Annotated in this window: 15 protein-coding genes; 1 reads left to right on the forward strand and 14 read right to left on the reverse strand. The window is 76.4% G+C overall.

Annotated elements, in window-relative coordinates; genetic code table 11:
* Window positions 1-96 precede the first annotated feature (96 nt).
* The 14 genes from fmt to pyrR form a co-directional block, all read right to left on the reverse strand.
* On the reverse strand, window positions 97-1083 hold the full coding sequence (gene fmt, locus ACFUMH_RS12865) for a methionyl-tRNA formyltransferase (RefSeq protein ID WP_378205884.1): 987 nt from the start codon (window positions 1081-1083) through the stop codon (window positions 97-99).
* 121 nt (window positions 1084-1204) lie between these two features.
* The gene (locus ACFUMH_RS12870; RefSeq protein WP_378205887.1) at window positions 1205-3391 is read right to left on the reverse strand and encodes a primosomal protein N'; all 2187 of its coding nucleotides are present in this window, start codon (window positions 3389-3391) and stop codon (window positions 1205-1207) included.
* Between the two features lie 85 nt (window positions 3392-3476).
* Window positions 3477-4676: a methionine adenosyltransferase gene (gene metK / locus ACFUMH_RS12875; protein ID WP_378205890.1), complete on the reverse strand. Its 1200-nt coding sequence runs from the start codon at window positions 4674-4676 to the stop codon at window positions 3477-3479.
* Window positions 4673-5935, reverse strand: coding sequence for a bifunctional phosphopantothenoylcysteine decarboxylase/phosphopantothenate--cysteine ligase CoaBC (coaBC, locus tag ACFUMH_RS12880; RefSeq protein ID WP_378205893.1), 1263 nt, complete (start codon window positions 5933-5935; stop codon window positions 4673-4675). The genes metK and coaBC overlap by 4 nt, the downstream gene beginning before the upstream one ends.
* Before the next feature lie 9 nt (window positions 5936-5944).
* Window positions 5945-6211 carry a DNA-directed RNA polymerase subunit omega gene (gene rpoZ / locus ACFUMH_RS12885; RefSeq protein WP_378205896.1) on the reverse strand — a complete coding sequence of 89 codons (267 nt, stop codon included), beginning with the start codon at window positions 6209-6211 and terminating at the stop codon, window positions 5945-5947.
* A gap of 202 nt (window positions 6212-6413) precedes the next feature.
* Entirely contained in the window at window positions 6414-6983 is a 570-nt protein-coding gene (gene gmk, locus ACFUMH_RS12890) for a guanylate kinase (protein ID WP_378205899.1), read from the reverse strand.
* A gap of 101 nt (window positions 6984-7084) precedes the next feature.
* Window positions 7085-7396 carry an integration host factor, actinobacterial type gene (mihF, locus tag ACFUMH_RS12895; protein ID WP_136520018.1) on the reverse strand — a complete coding sequence of 104 codons (312 nt, stop codon included), beginning with the start codon at window positions 7394-7396 and terminating at the stop codon, window positions 7085-7087.
* 157 nt (window positions 7397-7553) lie between these two features.
* A complete protein-coding gene (gene pyrF / locus ACFUMH_RS12900) occupies window positions 7554-8420 on the reverse strand; it encodes an orotidine-5'-phosphate decarboxylase (RefSeq protein ID WP_378205903.1) in 867 nt (288 codons plus the stop codon).
* On the reverse strand, window positions 8417-11776 hold the full coding sequence (gene carB, locus ACFUMH_RS12905) for a carbamoyl-phosphate synthase large subunit (protein WP_378205906.1): 3360 nt from the start codon (window positions 11774-11776) through the stop codon (window positions 8417-8419). Before carB ends, pyrF begins: the two co-directional genes overlap by 4 nt.
* Window positions 11776-12996, reverse strand: coding sequence for a glutamine-hydrolyzing carbamoyl-phosphate synthase small subunit (gene carA / locus ACFUMH_RS12910; protein ID WP_378205909.1), 1221 nt, complete (start codon window positions 12994-12996; stop codon window positions 11776-11778). Before carA ends, carB begins: the two co-directional genes overlap by 1 nt.
* Complete coding sequence (locus ACFUMH_RS12915) at window positions 12993-13568, reverse strand: hypothetical protein (RefSeq protein WP_378205912.1); 576 nt, start codon at window positions 13566-13568, stop codon at window positions 12993-12995. Before ACFUMH_RS12915 ends, carA begins: the two co-directional genes overlap by 4 nt.
* Complete coding sequence (locus ACFUMH_RS12920; RefSeq protein WP_378205915.1) at window positions 13568-14881, reverse strand: dihydroorotase; 1314 nt, start codon at window positions 14879-14881, stop codon at window positions 13568-13570. Before ACFUMH_RS12920 ends, ACFUMH_RS12915 begins: the two co-directional genes overlap by 1 nt.
* Complete coding sequence (locus tag ACFUMH_RS12925) at window positions 14878-15915, reverse strand: aspartate carbamoyltransferase catalytic subunit (protein WP_378205918.1); 1038 nt, start codon at window positions 15913-15915, stop codon at window positions 14878-14880. Before ACFUMH_RS12925 ends, ACFUMH_RS12920 begins: the two co-directional genes overlap by 4 nt.
* Window positions 15912-16577, reverse strand: coding sequence for a bifunctional pyr operon transcriptional regulator/uracil phosphoribosyltransferase PyrR (gene pyrR / locus ACFUMH_RS12930; protein ID WP_378205922.1), 666 nt, complete (start codon window positions 16575-16577; stop codon window positions 15912-15914). Before pyrR ends, ACFUMH_RS12925 begins: the two co-directional genes overlap by 4 nt.
* A gap of 133 nt (window positions 16578-16710) precedes the next feature.
* On the opposite strand from pyrR, the gene ACFUMH_RS12935 reads away from it, so the two are divergent.
* Window positions 16711-19017, forward strand: coding sequence for a putative bifunctional diguanylate cyclase/phosphodiesterase (locus ACFUMH_RS12935; protein ID WP_378205926.1), 2307 nt, complete (start codon window positions 16711-16713; stop codon window positions 19015-19017).
* The last annotated feature ends 91 nt before the right edge of the window (window positions 19018-19108 follow it).

A 19108-nucleotide genomic window follows, 5' to 3' on the forward strand; every position in this document is an offset into this window, starting at 1 on the left:
GCTGGCGCCCGCGCGCGTCGCGCCGGCCGTCGCGCGCGGGGTCGCCGCCGCGCTCGCCGCCGGGACCGCCCGTGCGGCGGCCGCGTCCGTCGGCGCTCACGACGCCTCCCCCGCGACGGCGCCGGCGCTCGCGCCCGACGGCGCGCGGCCGTCGACGCCGAGCACCGTGCCGGCTGCGGGCCGGGCGCCGCGCGCCCAGTCGGCCGCCGTCATCGGCCGCCGGCCGGTCGGGACGACCTCGCCGAGCCGCACCGCGCCGGACCCCGTGCCCACGAGGACCTCCTGCTTCGTCGCGCGCAGCTCGCCGGGCGCCAGGTCGGTGACGTCGGGCACCGGGACGACGGGACCGAGGCCGAGGCGCGCCCCGTCGGGCAGCGTGGTCCAGGCGCCGGGCGCGGGCGTGCACCCGCGGACGCGCCGGTCGACGACGTGCGCCGGGTGCCACCAGCGGACCCGCGCGTCCTCGGGGCCGAGCTTCGGGGCGTGGCTGACCCCGTCCGCGGGCTGCGGCACGGGCGCCAGCGCGCCGTCCTCGATGCCGTCGAGCGTGCGCACGAGCAGCTCGGCGCCCGCGACGGCGAGCCGGTCGAGCAGGTCGCCGGACGTGTCCCGCGGGCGGACCACCTCGGTGAGCGTCCCGAACACCGGGCCGGTGTCGAGGCCCTCCTCGAGCCGGAACGTCGACGCACCGGTCACCTCGTCGCCCGCCATGAGGGCGTGCTGCACCGGCGCGGCGCCGCGCCACGCCGGCAGCACCGAGAAGTGCAGGTTCACCCAGCCGTGCCGCGGCACCGCGAGCAGGTCCGGCGGCACGAGCACGCCGTACGCCACGACCGGCGCCGCGTCGACGTCGAGCGCGGCGATCTCGGCGCGCGCCGCGTCGTCGCGCAGGGTGCGCGGGGTGAGCACGGGGATGCCGTGCGCGCGCGCCGCCGCGGCCACCGGCGACGGCGTGAGCGTGCGGCCGCGGCCCACGCGGGCGTCCGGGCGCGAGAGCACCGCGACCACCTCGTGCCGGGACGCGAGCAGGGCCTCGAGGGACGGCACGGCGGGCGCCGGGCTCCCGGCGAACAGCAGACGCATGGGCCCGATCCTAGGTGCCGCCCGGCGGCCGGCCCGCGGCGGGGTCGCGTCCGGCCGCGCCGGGGCACCGTGCCCGCGTGCCGTGCCCGCGGCCCGTGCCCGACGGTCCGGGCGCCGGGGGTCAGCCGACGTCCGCCGGGTCCACCTCGACGCGGACGGCGCCGCCCTCGCGCCGCGCGCTGCGGACGGCGACGGACGCGGCGACGGCGTGCGCGAGTGCGCGCCCCGCAGGCACCGGCACGCGCAGCAGGGCGCGGACCTCGGGGTCGAGCGTCGGGCTCCCGTCGACGGCGTCGACCGGCACGGGGCCGAGGACCTCGAGGTCCGGCACGTCGACGCGCGCGAGCACCGCGCCGACCGCGTCACGGGCGCCCGTCACCGCGGCGACCCGCACCGCGGGCGGCAGCCGCAGCTCCGCCCGCTCGGCGAGCTCGCGCGAGGCCAGGCCCGCCGGGTCCCACCGGACGAGCGCCTGCGTCGGCCGCACGAGCCCGTCGCCGACGAGCAGCACCTGCCCGCCCTCGGCCGCGGGACGCACCAGCGCCGCGGCGGCGAGCCACCGCCGCAGCGCGTCCGGCTCGGCACCCAGCCGGCTGCCCGCGCTGGCCACGGCGGCGTCGAGCAGGACGGCGGCCGCGTACCCGGACGGCGCGTCGGGTTCCGCGCCCGGCGTCGCCACGACGAGCGCGGGACGGTCGGGGACGCTCGCCAGGACGCCGCCGGCGGCGCGCGCGCCCGAGACCCGGACGGTGGCGCCGGGGAACGCGCGCCCCAGCTCCTCCGCGGTCCGCTCCGACCCCACGCGCACCGAGCGGAGCGCGGTGGCGTCGCACTCGCCGCACCGCCAGCCCGTCGCCAGGCGTCCGCACCAGCCGCACGACGGCGTCGTCGACCCCCGCGTCAGGCCGAGCGGGCCGTGGCACGCGGTGCAGCGCGCGCTCGCGCGGCAGCGCCCGCACGCCAGCACGGGCACGTACCCCGCGCGCGGCGTCTGCACGAGCACGGGTCCCGCGGCGAGCGCGTCCTTCATGGCGCGCCACGCCGGGCCGGGCAGCCGGGCGGCCGCGGCGGGGCCCTCGCGGGCGAGCTCGACCGACGTCAGCGCCCGCACCCGCGGGGTCGACCCGCGGACCACCGCGCGCTCGGCCGCGACCTCGCGCGCCCAGCCCGTCTCGACGAGGTGCTGCGCCTCGACCGTGCGGCCGTGCGCCCCGACGAGCAGCGCGCAGCCCTCGAGCTCGGACCGCAGCGCGAGCACCTCGCGCACGTGCGGGTAGGGCGCGCGCGGCTCGGCGTGCTGCCCGTCGCCGTCGTCCCACACCACCGCGAGCCCGAGGTCGGCGACGGGGGCGAACGCCGATGCCCGCGTGCCGACCACGACCCGCGCCGTGCCGCGGAGCGCCGCGAGGAACGCGCGGTAGCGGGCCGCCGGCCCGTCATCCGCCACGAGGCGCGCCACCGGGCCGCCGTCGGCGACGCCCGCCAGTCCCGCCTCGGCCAGCGCCGCGCACACGCGGTCCACGTCGCGGGCGTCCGGCAGCACGACGAGCGCGCCGCGTCCGCCCGCGAGGGACGCCGCCACCGCCTGCGCCACCGCGGCGGCCCACCGGTGCTCCCCCACGGCGGTCAGCGCGGACCACACGGCACGCGGGGCGCCGCCCGCCGTGACGTGCCGGCAGAACGCCGGCCCGCCGCGGTACGGGGCCCACGCGGTGGGCTCGGGGGCGGCCGGCGCGACGGTGCCGGACGGCGGCCCGTCGGCGGACCCGATCGGGTCGCCCGACCCGATCACGTCGGCGTCGCCCGGCGCAGGAGCCTCGTGCCCGGCGGTCGTCCCTCCCGGCGTCGTCACCTCGGTCCTGCGCTCCCCCTCCACGCGGGCGTGCCGGGGCGGGATCGCGAGCCGCAGCACGTCGGCGAGCGTCCCCGCCCACCGGTCGGCGACGGCACGCGCGAGGCGGGCGACGGCGGGCGTGAGCACGGGCTCGGACGACACGACGCGGCGCAGCGGCAGCAGTCGTCCCGTGTGCTCGGCGTCGGCCACGCGCTCGAGGAGCCAGCCGTCGACGTCCTGACCGGCGAACCGCACCTTGACGCGCACGCCGGGACGCGCCGTCGCGTCGAGCGACTCGGGCACGAGGTACTCGAACGTGCGGTCCAGGTGCGGCGGCGCCAGGTCGACGCACACGCGTGCCACCGGCAGCGAGGCCGCCGGCGTGAGGGACGGCGGCGTGCGCGGGCGGCGGCGCGGCGCGGGCACGGCGAGACCGGCGAGCGTCGGCTGCTCGGGCTCGGTCGGTGCGCTCACGTGCGCCATCCCACCACGGCCGGCTCGCCTCCCGGCGTCGCCGGCCGTCGCCCTGTGGACGCCGGCCGACGGACGGGCGCGGGCGTCAGCCGACCGCCGACAGCAGGTCGGCGGTGCGGTCCGTGCGCTCCCACGTGAACTCGGGCAGCTCGCGGCCGAAGTGGCCGTACGCGGCCGTGCGCCGGTACACCGGGCGCAGCAGGTCCAGGTCGCGGATGATCGCCGCCGGGCGCAGGTCGAAGACCTCGCGGATCGCCGCGGTCAGGCGCTCGACGGGGACCGTGCCCGTGCCGAACGTCTCGACGTACAGGCCCACCGGGTGCGCCTTGCCGATCGCGTACGCGACCTGCACCTCGCAGCGGCGCGCGAGACCCGCGGCGACGACGTTCTTGGCGACCCAGCGCATCGCGTACGCCGCGGAGCGGTCGACCTTCGACGGGTCCTTGCCGGAGAACGCGCCGCCGCCGTGGCGCGCCATGCCGCCGTACGTGTCGACGATGATCTTGCGGCCGGTGAGGCCCGCGTCGCCCTGCGGACCGCCGACGACGAACTGGCCCGTCGGGTTGACGAGCAGGCGGTGCGCCGAGACGTCGAGCTCGACTCCCTCGAGGACCGGCCGCACGACGAGCTCGGCGACGTCGCGCGCCAGCGTCTGCTCGAGCACGTCGGGCTCGTGCTGCGTCGACAGGACGACGGTGTCGAGCGCGACGGGGCGGTCGCCCTCGTAGCCGACGGTGACCTGCGTCTTGCCGTCGGGGCGCAGCCCCGGCAGCGAGCCGTCCTTGCGCACGGCGGCGAGCTGCTCCGCGAGGCGGTGCGCGAGCCAGATCGGCAGGGGCAGGAGCGAGGGCGTCTCGTCGCTGGCGTACCCGAACATGAGGCCCTGGTCGCCGGCGCCCTGCAGGTCGAGCGGGTCCATGTCGCCCGCGTCCTCGCGCACCTCGATCGCCTTGTCGACGCCGGCGGCGATGTCGGGCGACTGCTGGCCGATCGACACCGAGACGCCGCACGAGTCGCCGTCGAACCCGATGTGCGACGACGTGTACCCGATGCCGCGCACCACCTCGCGCACGATCTGCGGGATCTCGACGTACGCGCTCGTCGTCACCTCGCCGGCGACGTGCACGAGACCGGTCGTGACCATGGTCTCGACGGCGACGCGCGCCGTGGGGTCCTGCTCGAGGATGGCGTCGAGGATGGCGTCCGAGATCTGATCGCAGATCTTGTCGGGGTGGCCCTCCGTGACCGACTCCGAGGTGAACAGGCGGAGAGGCGCAGACGTCATGCCCGCAGCGTACCGGCGGGCGGAGGGCCGTCCGTGCGCGCGTCCAGGTGCGCGCGGACGGCGTCCCAGACGGCGTGCGCCACGTCCTCCTTGGGGCCCGTGGCGGTCGCGACGAGCTCGCCGGCCGCGTCGAGCACCGTGACCTCGTTCGTCGCGGTGCCGAACGCGCGGCCGTCGCCGACGGGGTTGACCACGAGCAGGTCGGCGCCCTTGCGCCGGGCCTTCGCGCGCCCGTGCTCCAGCACGGTCCCGCTCGCGTCGCCCGTCTCGGCGGCGAACCCGACCACCGTCTGCCCCGCGCGCGGCGGGTCCGTGACGAGCTCGCGCAGCACGTCGACCGTCTCGACGAGCCGCAGCACCGGCGGCTCGCCGGTCTTCTTCAGCTTGGCGTCGGCGACGACCTCCGGCCGGTAGTCCGCGACGGCCGCCGCCATGACGACGACGTCGGCGTCCTTGGCCGCGGCGCGCACGGCGTCCCGCAGCTCCTGCCCCGTCTCGACGGGCACGACCTCCACGGGCGCTCCCGCACCGCGTCCGGCGCCCGCGACCACGTCGGGCGCGACGTTCGCCGCGACGAGCGTGACGTGCGCGCCCCGGTCCGCCGCGGCCCGCGCGAGGGCGACGCCCTGGCGGCCCGACGACCGGTTGCCGAGGAAGCGGACGGGGTCGAGCGGCTCGCGGGTGCCGCCGGCGGACACGACGACGCGCACGCCGTCCAGGTCGCGCGGGGGGCCGCCGGCGACGAGGGCCAGCGCGGCGGCGGCGATCGCGTCGGGCTCCGGCAGGCGCCCGGGTCCGGTGTCCGCGCCGGTGAGCCGCCCGGCGTCGGGCTCGAGCACGTGCACGCCCCGGGCCCGCAGCGTCGCGACGTTCGCGACCGTGGCGGGGTGCTCCCACATCTCCGTGTGCATCGCGGGGGCGAGCAGCACCGGGCAGCGGGCGACGAGCAGCGTCGCCGTCAGCAGGTCGTCCGCGCGGCCGGCGGCGGCACGGGCGAGCAGGTCGGCGGTCGCGGGTGCGACGACGACCAGCTCGGCGTCCTTGCCGATCGCGACGTGGGCGACACGGTCCACGCTCTCGAACACCTCGGTCGTCACGGGCTGGCCCGACAGGGCCTCCCACGTGGCGCGGCCGACGAACTCGAGCGAGGCGCGGGTCGGCACGACCCGCACCTCGTGGCCCTGCTCGCGCAGCAGCCGCAGGAGCAGGACCGCCTTGTAGGCGGCGATCCCGCCCGCGACGCCGAGGACGATGCGCACGGCGGCCGGTCAGGCCTCGTTCGTCGGCTCGGCCGTCAGGAGGCCCTCGTCGATCTCGCGCATGGCGATCGACAGCGGCTTCTCCTGCGGGCGCGTCTCGACGAGCGGCCCGACGTACTCGAGCAGGCCCTCGTTGAGCTGCGCGTAGTAGGCGTTGATCTGGCGCGCGCGCTTCGCGGAGAAGAGCACGAGCGCGTACTTCGAGTCGGCGCGCTCGAGGAGGCGGTCGATCGGCGGGTCGGTGATGCCCGTGGGGGCGGCGACGGTTCCGGACACGGAGGACTCCCGTCCTAGGAGGGTGCTGGCTGCTGCGCCGACGGCCGGGCCGGGGCCCGCCGTGCGTCCGCGGCGGCACGGGGCCGGGCGGGCGGGCACAGACGCGGACCATGGTACCCGGTCGGGTGCGGTGACGACCACGACGTCGCCGGTCACGGCGGCGCCGACGACGACGCCGGCCACGACGGGCCGGCGGGCGGCGTCACCGGGCGGCGAGCCCCATGAGCCGCACGAGCTCGTCCGTCGCGCGGTGCACGTCGTCGTTCACGACGACGTGGTCGAACTCCGGCTCGGCGGCGAGCTCGACGCGCGCCGTCGCGAGGCGGCGCTCCCGCTCCTCCTCGTCCTCGGTCCCGCGTCCGACCAGCCGGCGGACCAGCTCGTCCCAGGACGGAGGCGCGAGGAACACGAACCGTGCGTCGGGCATGGACGCCCGGACCTGGCGCGCGCCCTGCAGGTCGATCTCCAGCAGCGCGGGCTCCCCCGCGGCGAGCCGCTCCTCGACGGGTCCGCGCGGCGTGCCGTACCGGTTGCGGCCGTGCACGACCGCCCACTCGAGGAGCTCGCCCCGCTCCACCATCTCCTCGAACCGCGCGGCGGAGACGAAGTGGTAGTGCACGCCGTCGACCTCCCCGGGGCGCGGCTCGCGCGTCGTCATCGACACCGAGAGCCACACCTGCGGGTACCGGGCGCGGATGTCCGCCGAGACGGTGCCCTTCCCCACGGCGGTCGGTCCGGCGAGCACGGTCAGCCGTGCCGGCTGCGTCGTCATGGGGTGCGTGGTGCCTCTCGTGCGGTGGTGCGGCGGACCCGAGGCGGGCGCACCGCGGCGCCCGTCCCTCACGGGGCGGGCGCCGGACAGCGGTGGACGGCTCAGCCGAAGCGGTCGACGAGCGCCTTGACCTGGTGCGGGCCCAGGCCGCGGACGCGACGCGTCTCCGAGATGCCGATCTCGGACATGATCGCGCGGGCCTTGACCTTGCCGACGCCGGGCAGGGACTCGAGGAGCGCGGCGACCTTGAGCTTGCCGATCGTCTCGTCCTTCTGCCCCTGCTCGATGACCTCGGACAGGGACCCCTGGGAGTACTTCAGGCGGTTCTTGACCTCGGCACGTGCCTGCCGCGCCGCGGCGGCCTTCTCGAGCGCGGCGGCTCGTTGTTCGGGAGTCAGCGGGGGGAGAGCCACGCGCGTCACCTTCTCGTCACTGGGCCGGGATCCGCGCGCCGGGGCGTGGGATCGGTGGGTTCGAACCTAGCGACGCGCTCGCGTGACGGCAACGCGGCGCGACGTGCGTGTCGCGCCCCGACCTGCGATGACGGTCAGGACGGACGACCTGGAGACGTCAGCGCAGGGCCGCCGCGGCCTCGTCGGCGGCGCGCCGGGCGGCCGCCCGCAGGCTCGCCACGTCCGGCCCCGCGGCGAGGACGCCCCGGGACGACGACGCGAGGACCTGGCGCCGCGCCCCGCCGAACACGCGGGCGAGCTCGGCGGGGCCCGCGCCCTGCGCGCCGACGCCCGGCGCGAGCAGGGGCCCGTTCACGCGCTCGAGGTCGACGCCCGCACGGGCGGCCGCGTCGCCCACGGTCGCGCCCACGACGAGGCCGACGGAGCCCAGCGGGCGCTCCCCCGCGTTCAGCGCGGCGGCGCGCGCCGCCACGAGGGCGGCGACCGTCGGTCCGTCCTCGGTGCGCGCGTGCTGCACCTCGTGCCCCTCCTTGTTGGAGGTCAGGCACAGCACGAACAGGCCGCGGCCGGTCGCGAGGGCGAGGTCGACCGCCGGGTCGAGCGAGCCGAAGCCGAGGTACGGCGACACGGTGAGGGCGTCGCCGGCGAGCGGCGAGCCGTCGCGCAGGAACGCGTCGGCGTACGCGCCCATCGTGGAGCCGATGTCGCCGCGCTTGGCGTCGACGACGACGAGCGTCCCGGTCTCGCGGCCTGCGGCGACGACCTCCTCGAGCACGGCGAGGCCCGCGGACCCGTGGCGCTCGAAGAACGCCGCCTGCGGCTTGACCGCGGCGACGCGCCCCGCGACCGCCTCGAGGACGGTGTGCGCGAACGTGCGCAGGCCCGCCACGTCGTCCGTCAGGCCCCAGTCCGCGAGGAGGGTCGCGTGCGGGTCGATCCCGACGCAGAGCGGCCCGTGGTCGTCCGCGGCGGCGGCGAGGCGCGCCCCGAAGGGCGTCGCCGCGCCGCCGGCCGGACCGGTCACGCCGCTCCCCCGGCGCCCGCCGGCACGGCGACCGGCGTGCCGGCGACGGCCGCGCGCCGCTCCGCCGCCGCGGCGGCGTGCTCCTGCAAGCTGGTCACCCGGAACGGCCCGCTGCGGGCCGCGTCGATGGCCTGCACGGCCGCGCCGAGCTGCTGGACGGTCGTGACGATGGCCTTGTCGGCGGCCGTGGTGGCCGCCCGGATCTCGTAGCCGTCGGCGCGCGCGCCCTGCCCGGACGGCGTGTTCACCACCATGTCGACCTCGCCGGCGGTGATGAGGTCGACGATCGTCGGCTCCCCGGCCGGGCCGCGGCGCGCCGAGTGCTTGCGCACGACGCGCGACGCGATGCCCGAGCGGCGCAGCACGGCGGCCGTGCCCTCGGTCGCGAGGACCTCGAAGCCGAGCTCGACGAGCCGCTTGACCGGGAAGACGATCGAGCGCTTGTCGCGGTCGGCGACGGAGATGAACACCGTGCCGGCCTGCGGCAGGCCGCCGAACGACGCCTCCTGCGACTTCGCGAACGCGGTCGGGAAGTCGACGTCGAAGCCCATGACCTCGCCCGTCGAGCGCATCTCCGGGCCGAGGACGGTGTCGACGACCGTGCCGTCGGCCGTGCGGAACCGCTTGAAGGGCAGCACGGCCTCCTTGACGGCGATCGGCGCGTCGAGGTCGAGCGTGCCGGCGTCCACCTCGGGCAGGACGCCCTCGGCCCGCAGCTGCGCCACGGAGCGGCCGGCCATGACCAGCGCCGCCGCCTTCGCGAGCGAGACGCCCGTCGCCTTCGACACGAACGGCGCCGTGCGGGACGCGCGCGGGTTCGCCTCGAGCACGTAGAGCACGTCGGAGACGAGCGCGAACTGGATGTTGAGCAGGCCGCGCACGCCGACGCCCCGCGCGATCCCCTCGGTCGAGGTGCGGATGCGCTGGAGCTCCGCCGCCGAGAGCGTGATGGGCGGCAGGGCGCACGCCGAGTCGCCGGAGTGGATGCCGGCCTCCTCGATGTGCTCCATGACGCCGCCGAGGTACAGCTCGGTGCCGTCGTAGATCGCGTCGACGTCGATCTCGATCGCGTCGTCGAGGAACCGGTCGATGAGCAGCGGCGGGAGCGACGCGCGGGTGCCCGCCGCGTCGGCCAGCGCGCGCTCGACGTACTCGGTGAGCTGGGGCTCGTCGTAGACGATCTCCATGCCGCGCCCGCCCAGCACGTACGAGGGACGCACGAGCACCGGGAAGCCGATGCGGCGCGCCGTCTCGCGCGCGCCGTCGAGCGTCGTCGCGGTGCCGAACGCCGGTGCGGGCAGGCCGGCCGCCTCGAGCACCCGGCCGAACTCGCCGCGGTCCTCGGCGGCGTCGATCGCCGCGGGCGGCGTGCCGAGGATGGGCAGGCCCGCGTCGGCGAGGCGCTGCGCCAACGCCAGCGGCGTCTGCCCGCCGAGCGTGACGATGAGGCCCGCGACGGGGCCGGCGGCGAGCTCGGCCTCGTAGACCTCGAGCACGTCCTCGAACGTCAGCGGCTCGAAGTAGAGGCGGTCCGACGTGTCGTAGTCGGTCGACACCGTCTCGGGGTTGCAGTTGACCATGACGGTCTCGAACTCGCCCTTGAGCGCGAGCGCGGCGTGCACGCACGAGTAGTCGAACTCGATGCCCTGCCCGATCCGGTTCGGCCCCGAGCCGAGGATGAGGATCGCGGGGCGCTCGCGCGGCGCGACCTCCGTCTCCTCGTCGTAGGACGAGTAGTGGTACGGCGTGCGGGCCGCGAACTCCGCGGCGCACGTGTCGACCGTCTTGTAGACGGGCCGCACGCCGAGCGCCCAGCGCGTGCGGCGCACGGCGTCCTCGCTGGTCTGCCGCAGGTTCGCGATCTGCGGGTCCGACAGGCCGTGCCGCTTGGCGTGCGCGAGCACCTCGCGCGTGAGCGCGGGGGCCGCGGCCGTCTCGGCAGCCACCTCGTTGACGAGCTGGACCTGGTCGAGGAACCACGGGTCGATGCCGGTGCGGGCGTAGACCTCGTCGACCGCGACGCCGGCGCGCAGGACCTGCTGCACGTCGATGAGCCGGCCCTCGGTGGGCCGCGAGATCGACGCGACGAGCCGGTCGAGCTCCTCGCCCTGCGCGGGCTCGCCGTCCCAGTGGAACGTCGAGCCCTTCTTGTCGATCGAGCGCATGGCCTTGCCGAGCGCCTCGGTGAAGTTGCGGCCCATCGCCATCGCCTCGCCGACCGACTTCATGGTCGTCGTCAGCGTGTCGTCCGCGGCGGGGAACTTCTCGAACGCGAACCGCGGGACCTTCACCACGACGTAGTCGAGCGTGGGCTCGAACGACGCGGGCGTCGAGCCCGTGATGTCGTTCGGGATCTCGTCGAGCGTGTAGCCCACCGCGAGCTTGGCGGCGATCTTGGCGATCGGGAAGCCCGTCGCCTTCGACGCGAGCGCGGACGAGCGCGACACGCGCGGGTTCATCTCGATGACGACGACGCGGCCCGTGTCGGGGTGCACGGCGAACTGGATGTTGCAGCCGCCGGTGTCGACGCCCACCTCGCGGATGACCGCGATGCCGATGTCGCGCAGGCGCTGGTACTCGCGGTCGGTCAGCGTGAGCGCCGGCGCCACGGTCACCGAGTCGCCGGTGTGCACGCCGACCGCGTCGACGTTCTCGATCGAGCAGACGACCACGACGTTGTCGTGCTTGTCGCGCATCAGCTCGAGCTCGTACTCCTTCCAGCCGAGGATGGACTCCTCCAGGAGCACCTCGGTGGTCGGTGAGTAGTGCAGGCCCTGCCCGACGATCCGGCGCAGGTCCGTCTCGTCGTACGCGAGGCCGGAGCCGAGGCCGCCCATGGTGAAGGACGGGCGCACGACCATCGGGTAGCCGAGGTCCTCGGCGGCCTGCAGCGCCTCGTCGACCGTGTGCACGATCCAGGAGCGCGCCGACTCGCCGCCGGCGATCGCGACGACCTCCTTGAACTGCTGGCGGTCCTCGCCCTTCTGGATGGCGGGGATGTTCGCGCCGATGAGCTCGACGCCGTACTCCTCGAGCACGCCGGCCTCGTCGAGCGCGATCGCCGCGTTGAGGGCCGTCTGGCCGCCCAGCGTCGGCAGGATCGCGTCCGGGCGCTCCTTGGCGATGATCGAGGTGAGGACCTCGGTGGTGATCGGCTCGACGTAGGTGGCGTCGGCGAACTCCGGGTCGGTCATGATCGTGGCCGGGTTGGAGTTCACGAGGACGACCCGCAGGCCCTCCTCCTTCAGCACGCGGCACGCCTGCGTCCCGGAGTAGTCGAACTCGGCGGCCTGCCCGATGACGATCGGGCCGGAGCCGATGACGAGGACGCTGTGCAGGTCGTCGCGGCGGGGCATCAGGCGGCGCCCTTCTGGGAGTCGTGGAGGCCCGCGTCGTCCGCGGTGCCGTCGGGGTGGCGGGTCATGAGGTCGACGAAGCGGTCGAACAGGTAGGCCGCGTCGTGGGGGCCGGCCGCCGCCTCGGGGTGGTACTGCACGGAGAACGCGGGCAGGTCGAGCGCCTCGAGGCCCTCGACGACGTCGTCGTTGAGGTCGACGTGCGAGACCCGCACGCGCCCGTAGCGGCCGCCGTCGAACGGCGCGACCGTCTCGGCGTCCAGCGGCGCGTCGACCGCGAACCCGTGGTTGTGCGCCGTGATCTCGACCTTGCCGGTCGTGCGGTCCATCACCGGCTGGTTCACGCCGCGGTGGCCGTACTGCAGCTTGTAGGTGCCGAAGCCGAGGGCGCGGCCGAACAGCTGGTTGCCGTAGCAGATGCCGAAGAACGGGATCCGGCGGTCGAGCACGCCGCGCAGCAGGTCGATCTCGTGGCGCGCCGCCGACGGGTCGCCGGGGCCGTTCGAGAAGAAGACGCCGTCGGGGCCGAGCTCGAGCACCTGCGAGATCGACGACGTCGCGGGCAGCACGTGCACCTCGACGCCGCGCTCCGCGAGCCGCTGCGGGGTCATCGACTTGATGCCGAGGTCGACCGCCGCGACGCGGGCGACGGGCTCCTCCAGCGGCGTGCCGTCGGGGCCGAGCGCCGGCACGACGTAGGCGGCGTCGACGCTCACCTCGCCCGCGAGGTCGGCCCCGGCCATCGCCGGCGCCGCGCGCACCTCGTCGAGGAGCTCGTCGACCGGGCGGCGGTCGCCGTCGGGGCGGACGAGCGCGTCGCCCGAGAACACGCCGGCGCGCATGACGCCGCGCTCCCGCAGGTGCCGCGTGAGGGCGCGGGTGTCGATGCCGCTGATGCCGACGACGCCCTGCTCGGCGAGCTCGTCGTCGAGCGTGCGGCGCGAGCGCCAGCTCGACGGGCGCCGGGCGGGGTCGCGCACGACGAACCCGGCGACCCAGATCCGCCGGGACTCGGGGTCCTCGTCGTTGACGCCGGTGTTGCCGATGTGCGGCGCCGTCATGACGACGACCTGCCGGTGGTACGACGGGTCGGTGAGCGTCTCCTGGTAGCCGGTCATGCCGGTGTTGAAGACGATCTCGCCGAGCGTCCGCCCGGTCGCGCCGTACGCGCGGCCGGTGAACGTGCGGCCGTCCTCGAGGACGAGGATCGCGTCGCTCATGCCTGCTCCTCCTGCGGTCGGGGCGCGCTGTCGGGGACGGCGCGGTCGGGGTCGGCGCCGTCGTCGCCACCGGTCGCGACGAGCGAGCGCGCGGCGGTGAGCAGCGCCTCCTTGTCGGCGTCGTGGCGCACGCGCAGCGCGGTGTCGAGTGCGGTGCCCGTGGCGGGGTCGGGCACCCAGGTGAGGACGACGAGCCCCTCGGGCCCGACGAACTTGCCGGCCTGGCCGCGGCTGGTGCCGACGGCCGTCAGCCGCCCGGCCGGCACCCAGACGTCCTGCGCGCCCGTGCGGCGCACGAGCACGCCCGCGTCGTGCACGCGGACGACGGCGGCGCTGCGGGCGCCGAGGTCGTGGGCGACCACGCGGTCGAGCCAGTCGCCGGCGCGGGTGGACGAGACGTACACGGCCTCGGCCGGCTCCGTGCGGGCGTCCCCGAGCTCGTCGGGGACGGCGGGGAGCGTGGGGACGAGCAGGGCGGTGCGGCGGCCGCGCGCGTGCCAGCCCGCGCGCATGCCCCACAGGGCCAGCGCGAGCAGGACGACGACGACGGCCACGGAGACCCAGGTCGGCATCAGGCGCCCACCCCCGCCGGCGCGTCGACGAGCACGCCGTCGAGCACCGTGGCGCGGCCGCGCAGGAACGTCGCGACGACGGCCCCGGGCAGCTCCGTTCCGGCGAACGGCGAGTTCACGCTCGCGGTCGCCTGCCGCTCCGGCACCACCGTCCGGCGCGCGGCCGGGTCCACGAGCGTGAGGTTCGCGGGCTCGCCGACCGCGACGGGGCGTCCCTGGCCCGGCACGCGTCCGATCCGCGCCGGCGTGGCCGACAGCACCCGCGCCACGTCCGCCCAGGACAGGCGGCCGGTGTCGACCATCGTCGCCTGCACGACCGGCAGCGCCGTCTCCAGCCCCGTCATGCCGAAGGCGGCGGCGGCCCACTCGCAGTCCTTGTCCTCGCGCGTGTGCGGCGCGTGGTCGGTGGCCACCACGTCGATCGTGCCGTCCTCCAGGCCCGCGCGGACGGCCTCGACGTCCTCGGCCGTGCGCAGCGGCGGGTTCACCTTGTACCGCGGGTCGTAGCCGCGGACCAGCTCGTCGGTGAGGAGCAGGTGGTGCGGCGTGACCTCCGCGGTCACGGCGATCCCGCGCGCCTTCGCCCAGCGGATGATCTCGACCGAGCCGGCCGTCGACAGGTGGCACACGTGCAGCCGCGACCCGACGTGCTCGGCCAGCAGGACGTCGCGGGCGATGATCGCCTCCTCGGCGACAGCCGGCCAGCCCGCGAGCCCCAGCTCGGCGGACACGACGCCCTCGTGCATCTGCGCGCCCTCGGTGAGCCGCGGCTCCTGCGCGTGCTGCGCGATGACGCCGTCGAACGCCTTGACGTACTCGAGCGCGCGGCGCATGAGCACCGGGTCGTGCACGCACTTCCCGTCGTCGGAGAACACGCGCACGGCGGCGGCCGAGCGCGCCATCGCCTGCAGCTCCGCGAGGCGCTCCCCCGCCAGGCCGACCGTCACGGCGCCGACCGGGCGCACGTCCACCCAGCCGGCGTCGCGGCCCAGGCGCCACACCTGCTCGACGACGCCCGCGGTGTCCTGCGTCGGCGAGGTGTTCGCCATCGCGTGCACCGCGGTGAAGCCGCCCGCCGCCGCGGCTCGCGTCCCGGACGCCACCGTCTCGGCGTCCTCACGGCCCGGCTCGCGCAGGTGCGTGTGCAGGTCGACCAGCCCGGGCAGGAGCACCAGCCCGTCGCCGTCGACCACCGTCGCGCCGTCGGCCGACGCGTCCGCGCCCAGCGCCGCGACGACGCCGTCCTCCACCCGCACGTCCGTGCGGTCGCCACCCAGGGGCGCCACGCCCCGCAGCAGGTACGTCGTGCTCACGCGTGCACCCTCGTCTCGTCCGTGCGCACGCCCGTGCGCGCCTCGTCCCGGCCCGTCCCGGCCGCCGTGCGGGGCTCGCCCGCCGCGAGCAGCAGGTACAGCACCGCCATCCGCACCGCGACGCCGTTGGCCACCTGCTCGACGATCACGGCCCGCGGCGAGTCCGCCGCGTCCGCCGAGATCTCCAGACCGCGGTTCATCGGTCCCGGGTGCATGACCACCGCGTGGTCCGGCAGCACCGCGAGCCGGCGACCGTCGAGCCCGTACGCGCGGGTGTACTCCAGCGGGCTCGGGAAGAACCCGCCGCCCGCGCTCGACATCCGCTCGCGCTGGACCCGGAGCATCATGACGGCGTCGGGGCCGGTCGCGAGCGTCTCGTCCAGGTCGTAGGACACGTCCGCCGTCCACGCGTGCGCGCCCACCGGCACGAGCGTGGGCGGGGCGACCAGCGTCACGCGTGCGCCGAGCGTGTGCAGCAGCTGCACGTTCGAGCGCGCGACGCGGCTGTGCAGCACGTCCCCGACGATCGCCACGTGCGCGCCCGCCAGGTCCCGGCCGGTCGCGTCCGCGCGCCCGCCGTCGCCCACCAGGTGGCGCCGCAGCGTGAACGCGTCGAGCAGCGCCTGCGTGGGGTGCTGGTGCGTGCCGTCCCCCGCGTTGACCACGGCACCGTGCGTCCACCCGGCGTGCGCGAGCGTGTGCGGCGCGCCCGAGGCCGGGTGCCGCACGACGACGGCGTCGGCGCCCATCGCCTGCAGCGTCAGCGCCGTGTCCTTGAGCGACTCGCCCTTGGAGACGCTCGAGCCCTTCGCGGAGAAGTTGATGACGTCCGCCGACAGCCGCTTGGCGGCGGTCTCGAACGAGATGCGGGTGCGCGTCGAGTCCTCGAAGAAGAGGTTGACGACCGTGCGCCCGCGCAGCGTCGGGAGCTTCTTGATCTCGCGTCCCTGCGTCGCGGCCATCTGCGCCGCGGTGTCGAGCACGAGGACGGCCTCGTCGCGGGTCAGGTCGCCCGCCGAGAGCAGGTGCCTCATCGGGTCCCCCGCTCCGCGCTCTCGATGAGCACCGCGTCGCGGCCGTCGGTCTCCGCGAGCAGCACCCGCACGCGCTCGGAGGCCGCCGTCGGCAGGTTCTTGCCCACGTAGTCCGCCCGGATCGGCAGCTCGCGGTGGCCGCGGTCGACGAGGACCGCCAGCTGCACCGACCGCGGGCGGCCCAGGTCGCTGATCGCGTCGAGCGCCGCGCGGATCGTGCGGCCCGAGTACAGGACGTCGTCGACGAGCACGACGACCTTGCCGTCGATCCCGTCGCCCGGCACCTGCGTCGTGCCGATCGTCCGGATCGGCTGCCGCGCCAGGTCGTCGCGGTGCATCGTCACGTCGAGGCTGCCGACCAGGTCGCCGGCGGCGAGGCCCTCGACCTGCGCCAGCCGCGCCCCCAGGCGCTCCGCCAGCGGCAGGCCGCGCGTCGGGATGCCCAGCAGGACGACGTCGTCGACGCCCTTGTTGCGCTCCACGACCTCGTGGGCGATGCGGGTCAGCGCGCGGCCGATGTCCGCCGCGCCCAGCACCTCGGTGGCGCTCGGTGCCCCGGTCGAGCCGGGCGCCTCGGTGGAGGTGCCGTCGTGCGGTTCCCGGTCCGGCGCCGCGGCGCCGTCCGTGCGCCCGGACGCGGGCGCGGGTGTGCCAGTGCTCATGCGTGTGCGCTCCTTCCCCGCCTCACGGGACGGGCTTAAAGGGGGTGGCCGTGCCACCTTACCGGGCCGGCGGACCACGGACGTCACCCGGTTGCCGTTCAACACCGTGCCCGGGACGACCGATGCACTCCACGTGCTCGGTGACGTACCGCTGTGGACCACCGTCCTGCAGCTCCTTGCTGCCGGGCTGGTGGGTGGCTTCTGCGCGCTCCACTGGGTGTGGTGGCGCGGCTCCCTGCGACCCGACGGGTCGGCGTGGGCCCTGTGGCTGTCCGCCGCCATGGCGCTCATGCTGCTCACGGCCGGGCTGCACGGCGTCACCGCGAGCTCGCTCGGGCGCGGCGTCCTCGCCTTCCTGCACGCGCAGCTCGTCGCTGCCGTCGTCCTGCTGTGCCTGCCCGCGACGCGGGCGTTCGGCGGCACGGGGCCGCGGCTGGGCCCGTGGGTGGCCGTCACGGCGACCCTGCTCGCCGTGCGCAGCCTCCTGTGGGTCGTCGCGCCCGTCGCGCCCGGCCTCGACGCCGGCGACGGCTCCACGCCCCACGCGCTCGCGGTCGCGCTGCTGTTCGTGGCGCTCGCCGTCAGCGTCGGGTACGTCGTCGCCGCGCTCGGCGCGTCGCGCATCACCGGGCTCGGGTGGCTGCTCGTCGGCGCCGGCTCTCTCTCCCTCGTGCTGCTGACCGGCGGCATCCTCCTCGACGACCGGCACGACGCCGCCGCGCTCGGCGGCCTGTGGCCGATCCCCCTCGCGGTCGGCCTCGAGTCCCTCGCCCTCGTGCGGCTGCGCCGCTCCCAGCTCACCGCGCAGCGCCGCGAGCTCATGCGGGACGCGCTCGCGGACCTCACCAACGCGGCGTGGTTCAGCCGCGACGCCGACGCCCTGCTCGAGCACGCCCGCGACGTCGCCCGGACCGTCCTCGACGACCCCACCGTGGAGGGCTCGCTGCGCCCGCTGCAGCGCGAGCGCTTCGTCGCGGAGCTGTTCCCCGCCGACGCGTCCCGCCTCGCCGCGCACGAGCGCACGTTCCTCATCGACCTCGCCGTCGTCGTCGCCACCGCCGCCGAGCGGTACGCGCTCACCGACCGCCTCTCCCGCGCCGCCGAGACCGACGCGCTCACCGGCCTGCCCAACCGCCGCGCCGCGGACCGCTACCTCGTCGACACGCTCGAGCGTGCCGCCGTCGAGCGCACACGCGTCTCGGTCATCTACTGCGACATCGACGGCTTCAAGGACGTCAACGACCGCCAGGGGCACGCGCAGGGAGACGACCTGCTGCGGCGCACCGCCGACTACCTGCGCACGTGGAGCGACGCCGAGACGTACGTGGCGCGCCTCGCCGGCGACGAGTTCGCGGTCGTCGTGTCCCGCGCACCGACGGACGCCGAGCTCGCCGACCTGGCCCGGCGCCTGCGCGCCGGCTTCGACGCGCGCGTCGGCAACCCCGCCGGACCTCGTCTGACGTGCGGCGTCGCGACGTGGAACCCCGAGGAGGTCATCGACGCCGACGCCCTGCTGCGGCACGCCGACGACGCCATGCTCGAGGCCAAGCGCGCCCGCAGCGGCCACCGCGTCTTCGACTCGACGCTGCGCGCCCGCGCGGAGGACTCGCGCCGGCTGCGCGCCGCGCTCGAGCGGGCCGTCGAGGAGGACCGGATCACGGCGTACTTCCAGCCGATCGTCGACACGGGCACGCTCGAGGTCATCGGCCTCGAGGCGCTCGCGCGGTGGCAGGAGGGCGACAAGGTCGTCCTGCCCGAGCACTGGCTGGCGCTGGCCGAGCAGACCGGCCTCATCGTCCCGATCGGGCACGCGATGTTCCGCCAGGCGCGGCGCGCGCTCGACCGCCACCAGATGCCGGTGGCCGTCAACCTGTCGGCGCGCGAGCTGCACGAGTCCGACGTCCTCGAGCGCATCGAGGACGCCTGGGGCGGCGGCCCCTGGGAGCACCTGACCGTCGAGATCACGGAGAGCACGATGCTCCGGACCACGACGGCCGTCCCGGTGCTGTCCGAGCTGCGCGCCCGCGGCGCCCGCATCGCCCTGGACGACTTCGGCACGGGGTTCAGCTCGCTGGCGCGGCTCGCGCGGCTGCCCGTCGACGTGCTGAAGATCGACCGGTCGTTCGTGCGGGAGGTCCGCACGCCCCGCGGGGCCGGCCCGGTCCGGGCGATCGTCGCGCTGGCGGAGCACCACGGGCTCGACGTCGTGGCCGAGGGCGTCGAGTCCGCGGGCGACCTGCAGGTGCTCATCGACCTCGGCGTGCGGCGGGCGCAGGGCATGTTCGTGGGCCGGCCCGCGCCCGGGCTGCCCGTCCGCGGCGCGCGGCCGGTCCCCCGGTCCGACCTGCCGCGCCGGGCGCGCGCCCGCATCGTGCCGCGGCCGCTGCGGGTCGTGACCGGCGGCGTCGAGGACGCGGCGACGTCGTCGGAGATGCTCTGACGGGTGCGCGGTGCGCGCCCGCCGGCCCGGTGCGGGGGTCGTCGCGGGCCTGGACGACGACGCGGGCGGTGCGTCCCCCAGGGGTCGCACC

The sequence above is a fragment of the Cellulomonas sp. NPDC057328 genome, assembly GCF_042667215.1.
Taxonomy (GTDB): domain Bacteria; phylum Actinomycetota; class Actinomycetes; order Actinomycetales; family Cellulomonadaceae; genus Cellulomonas.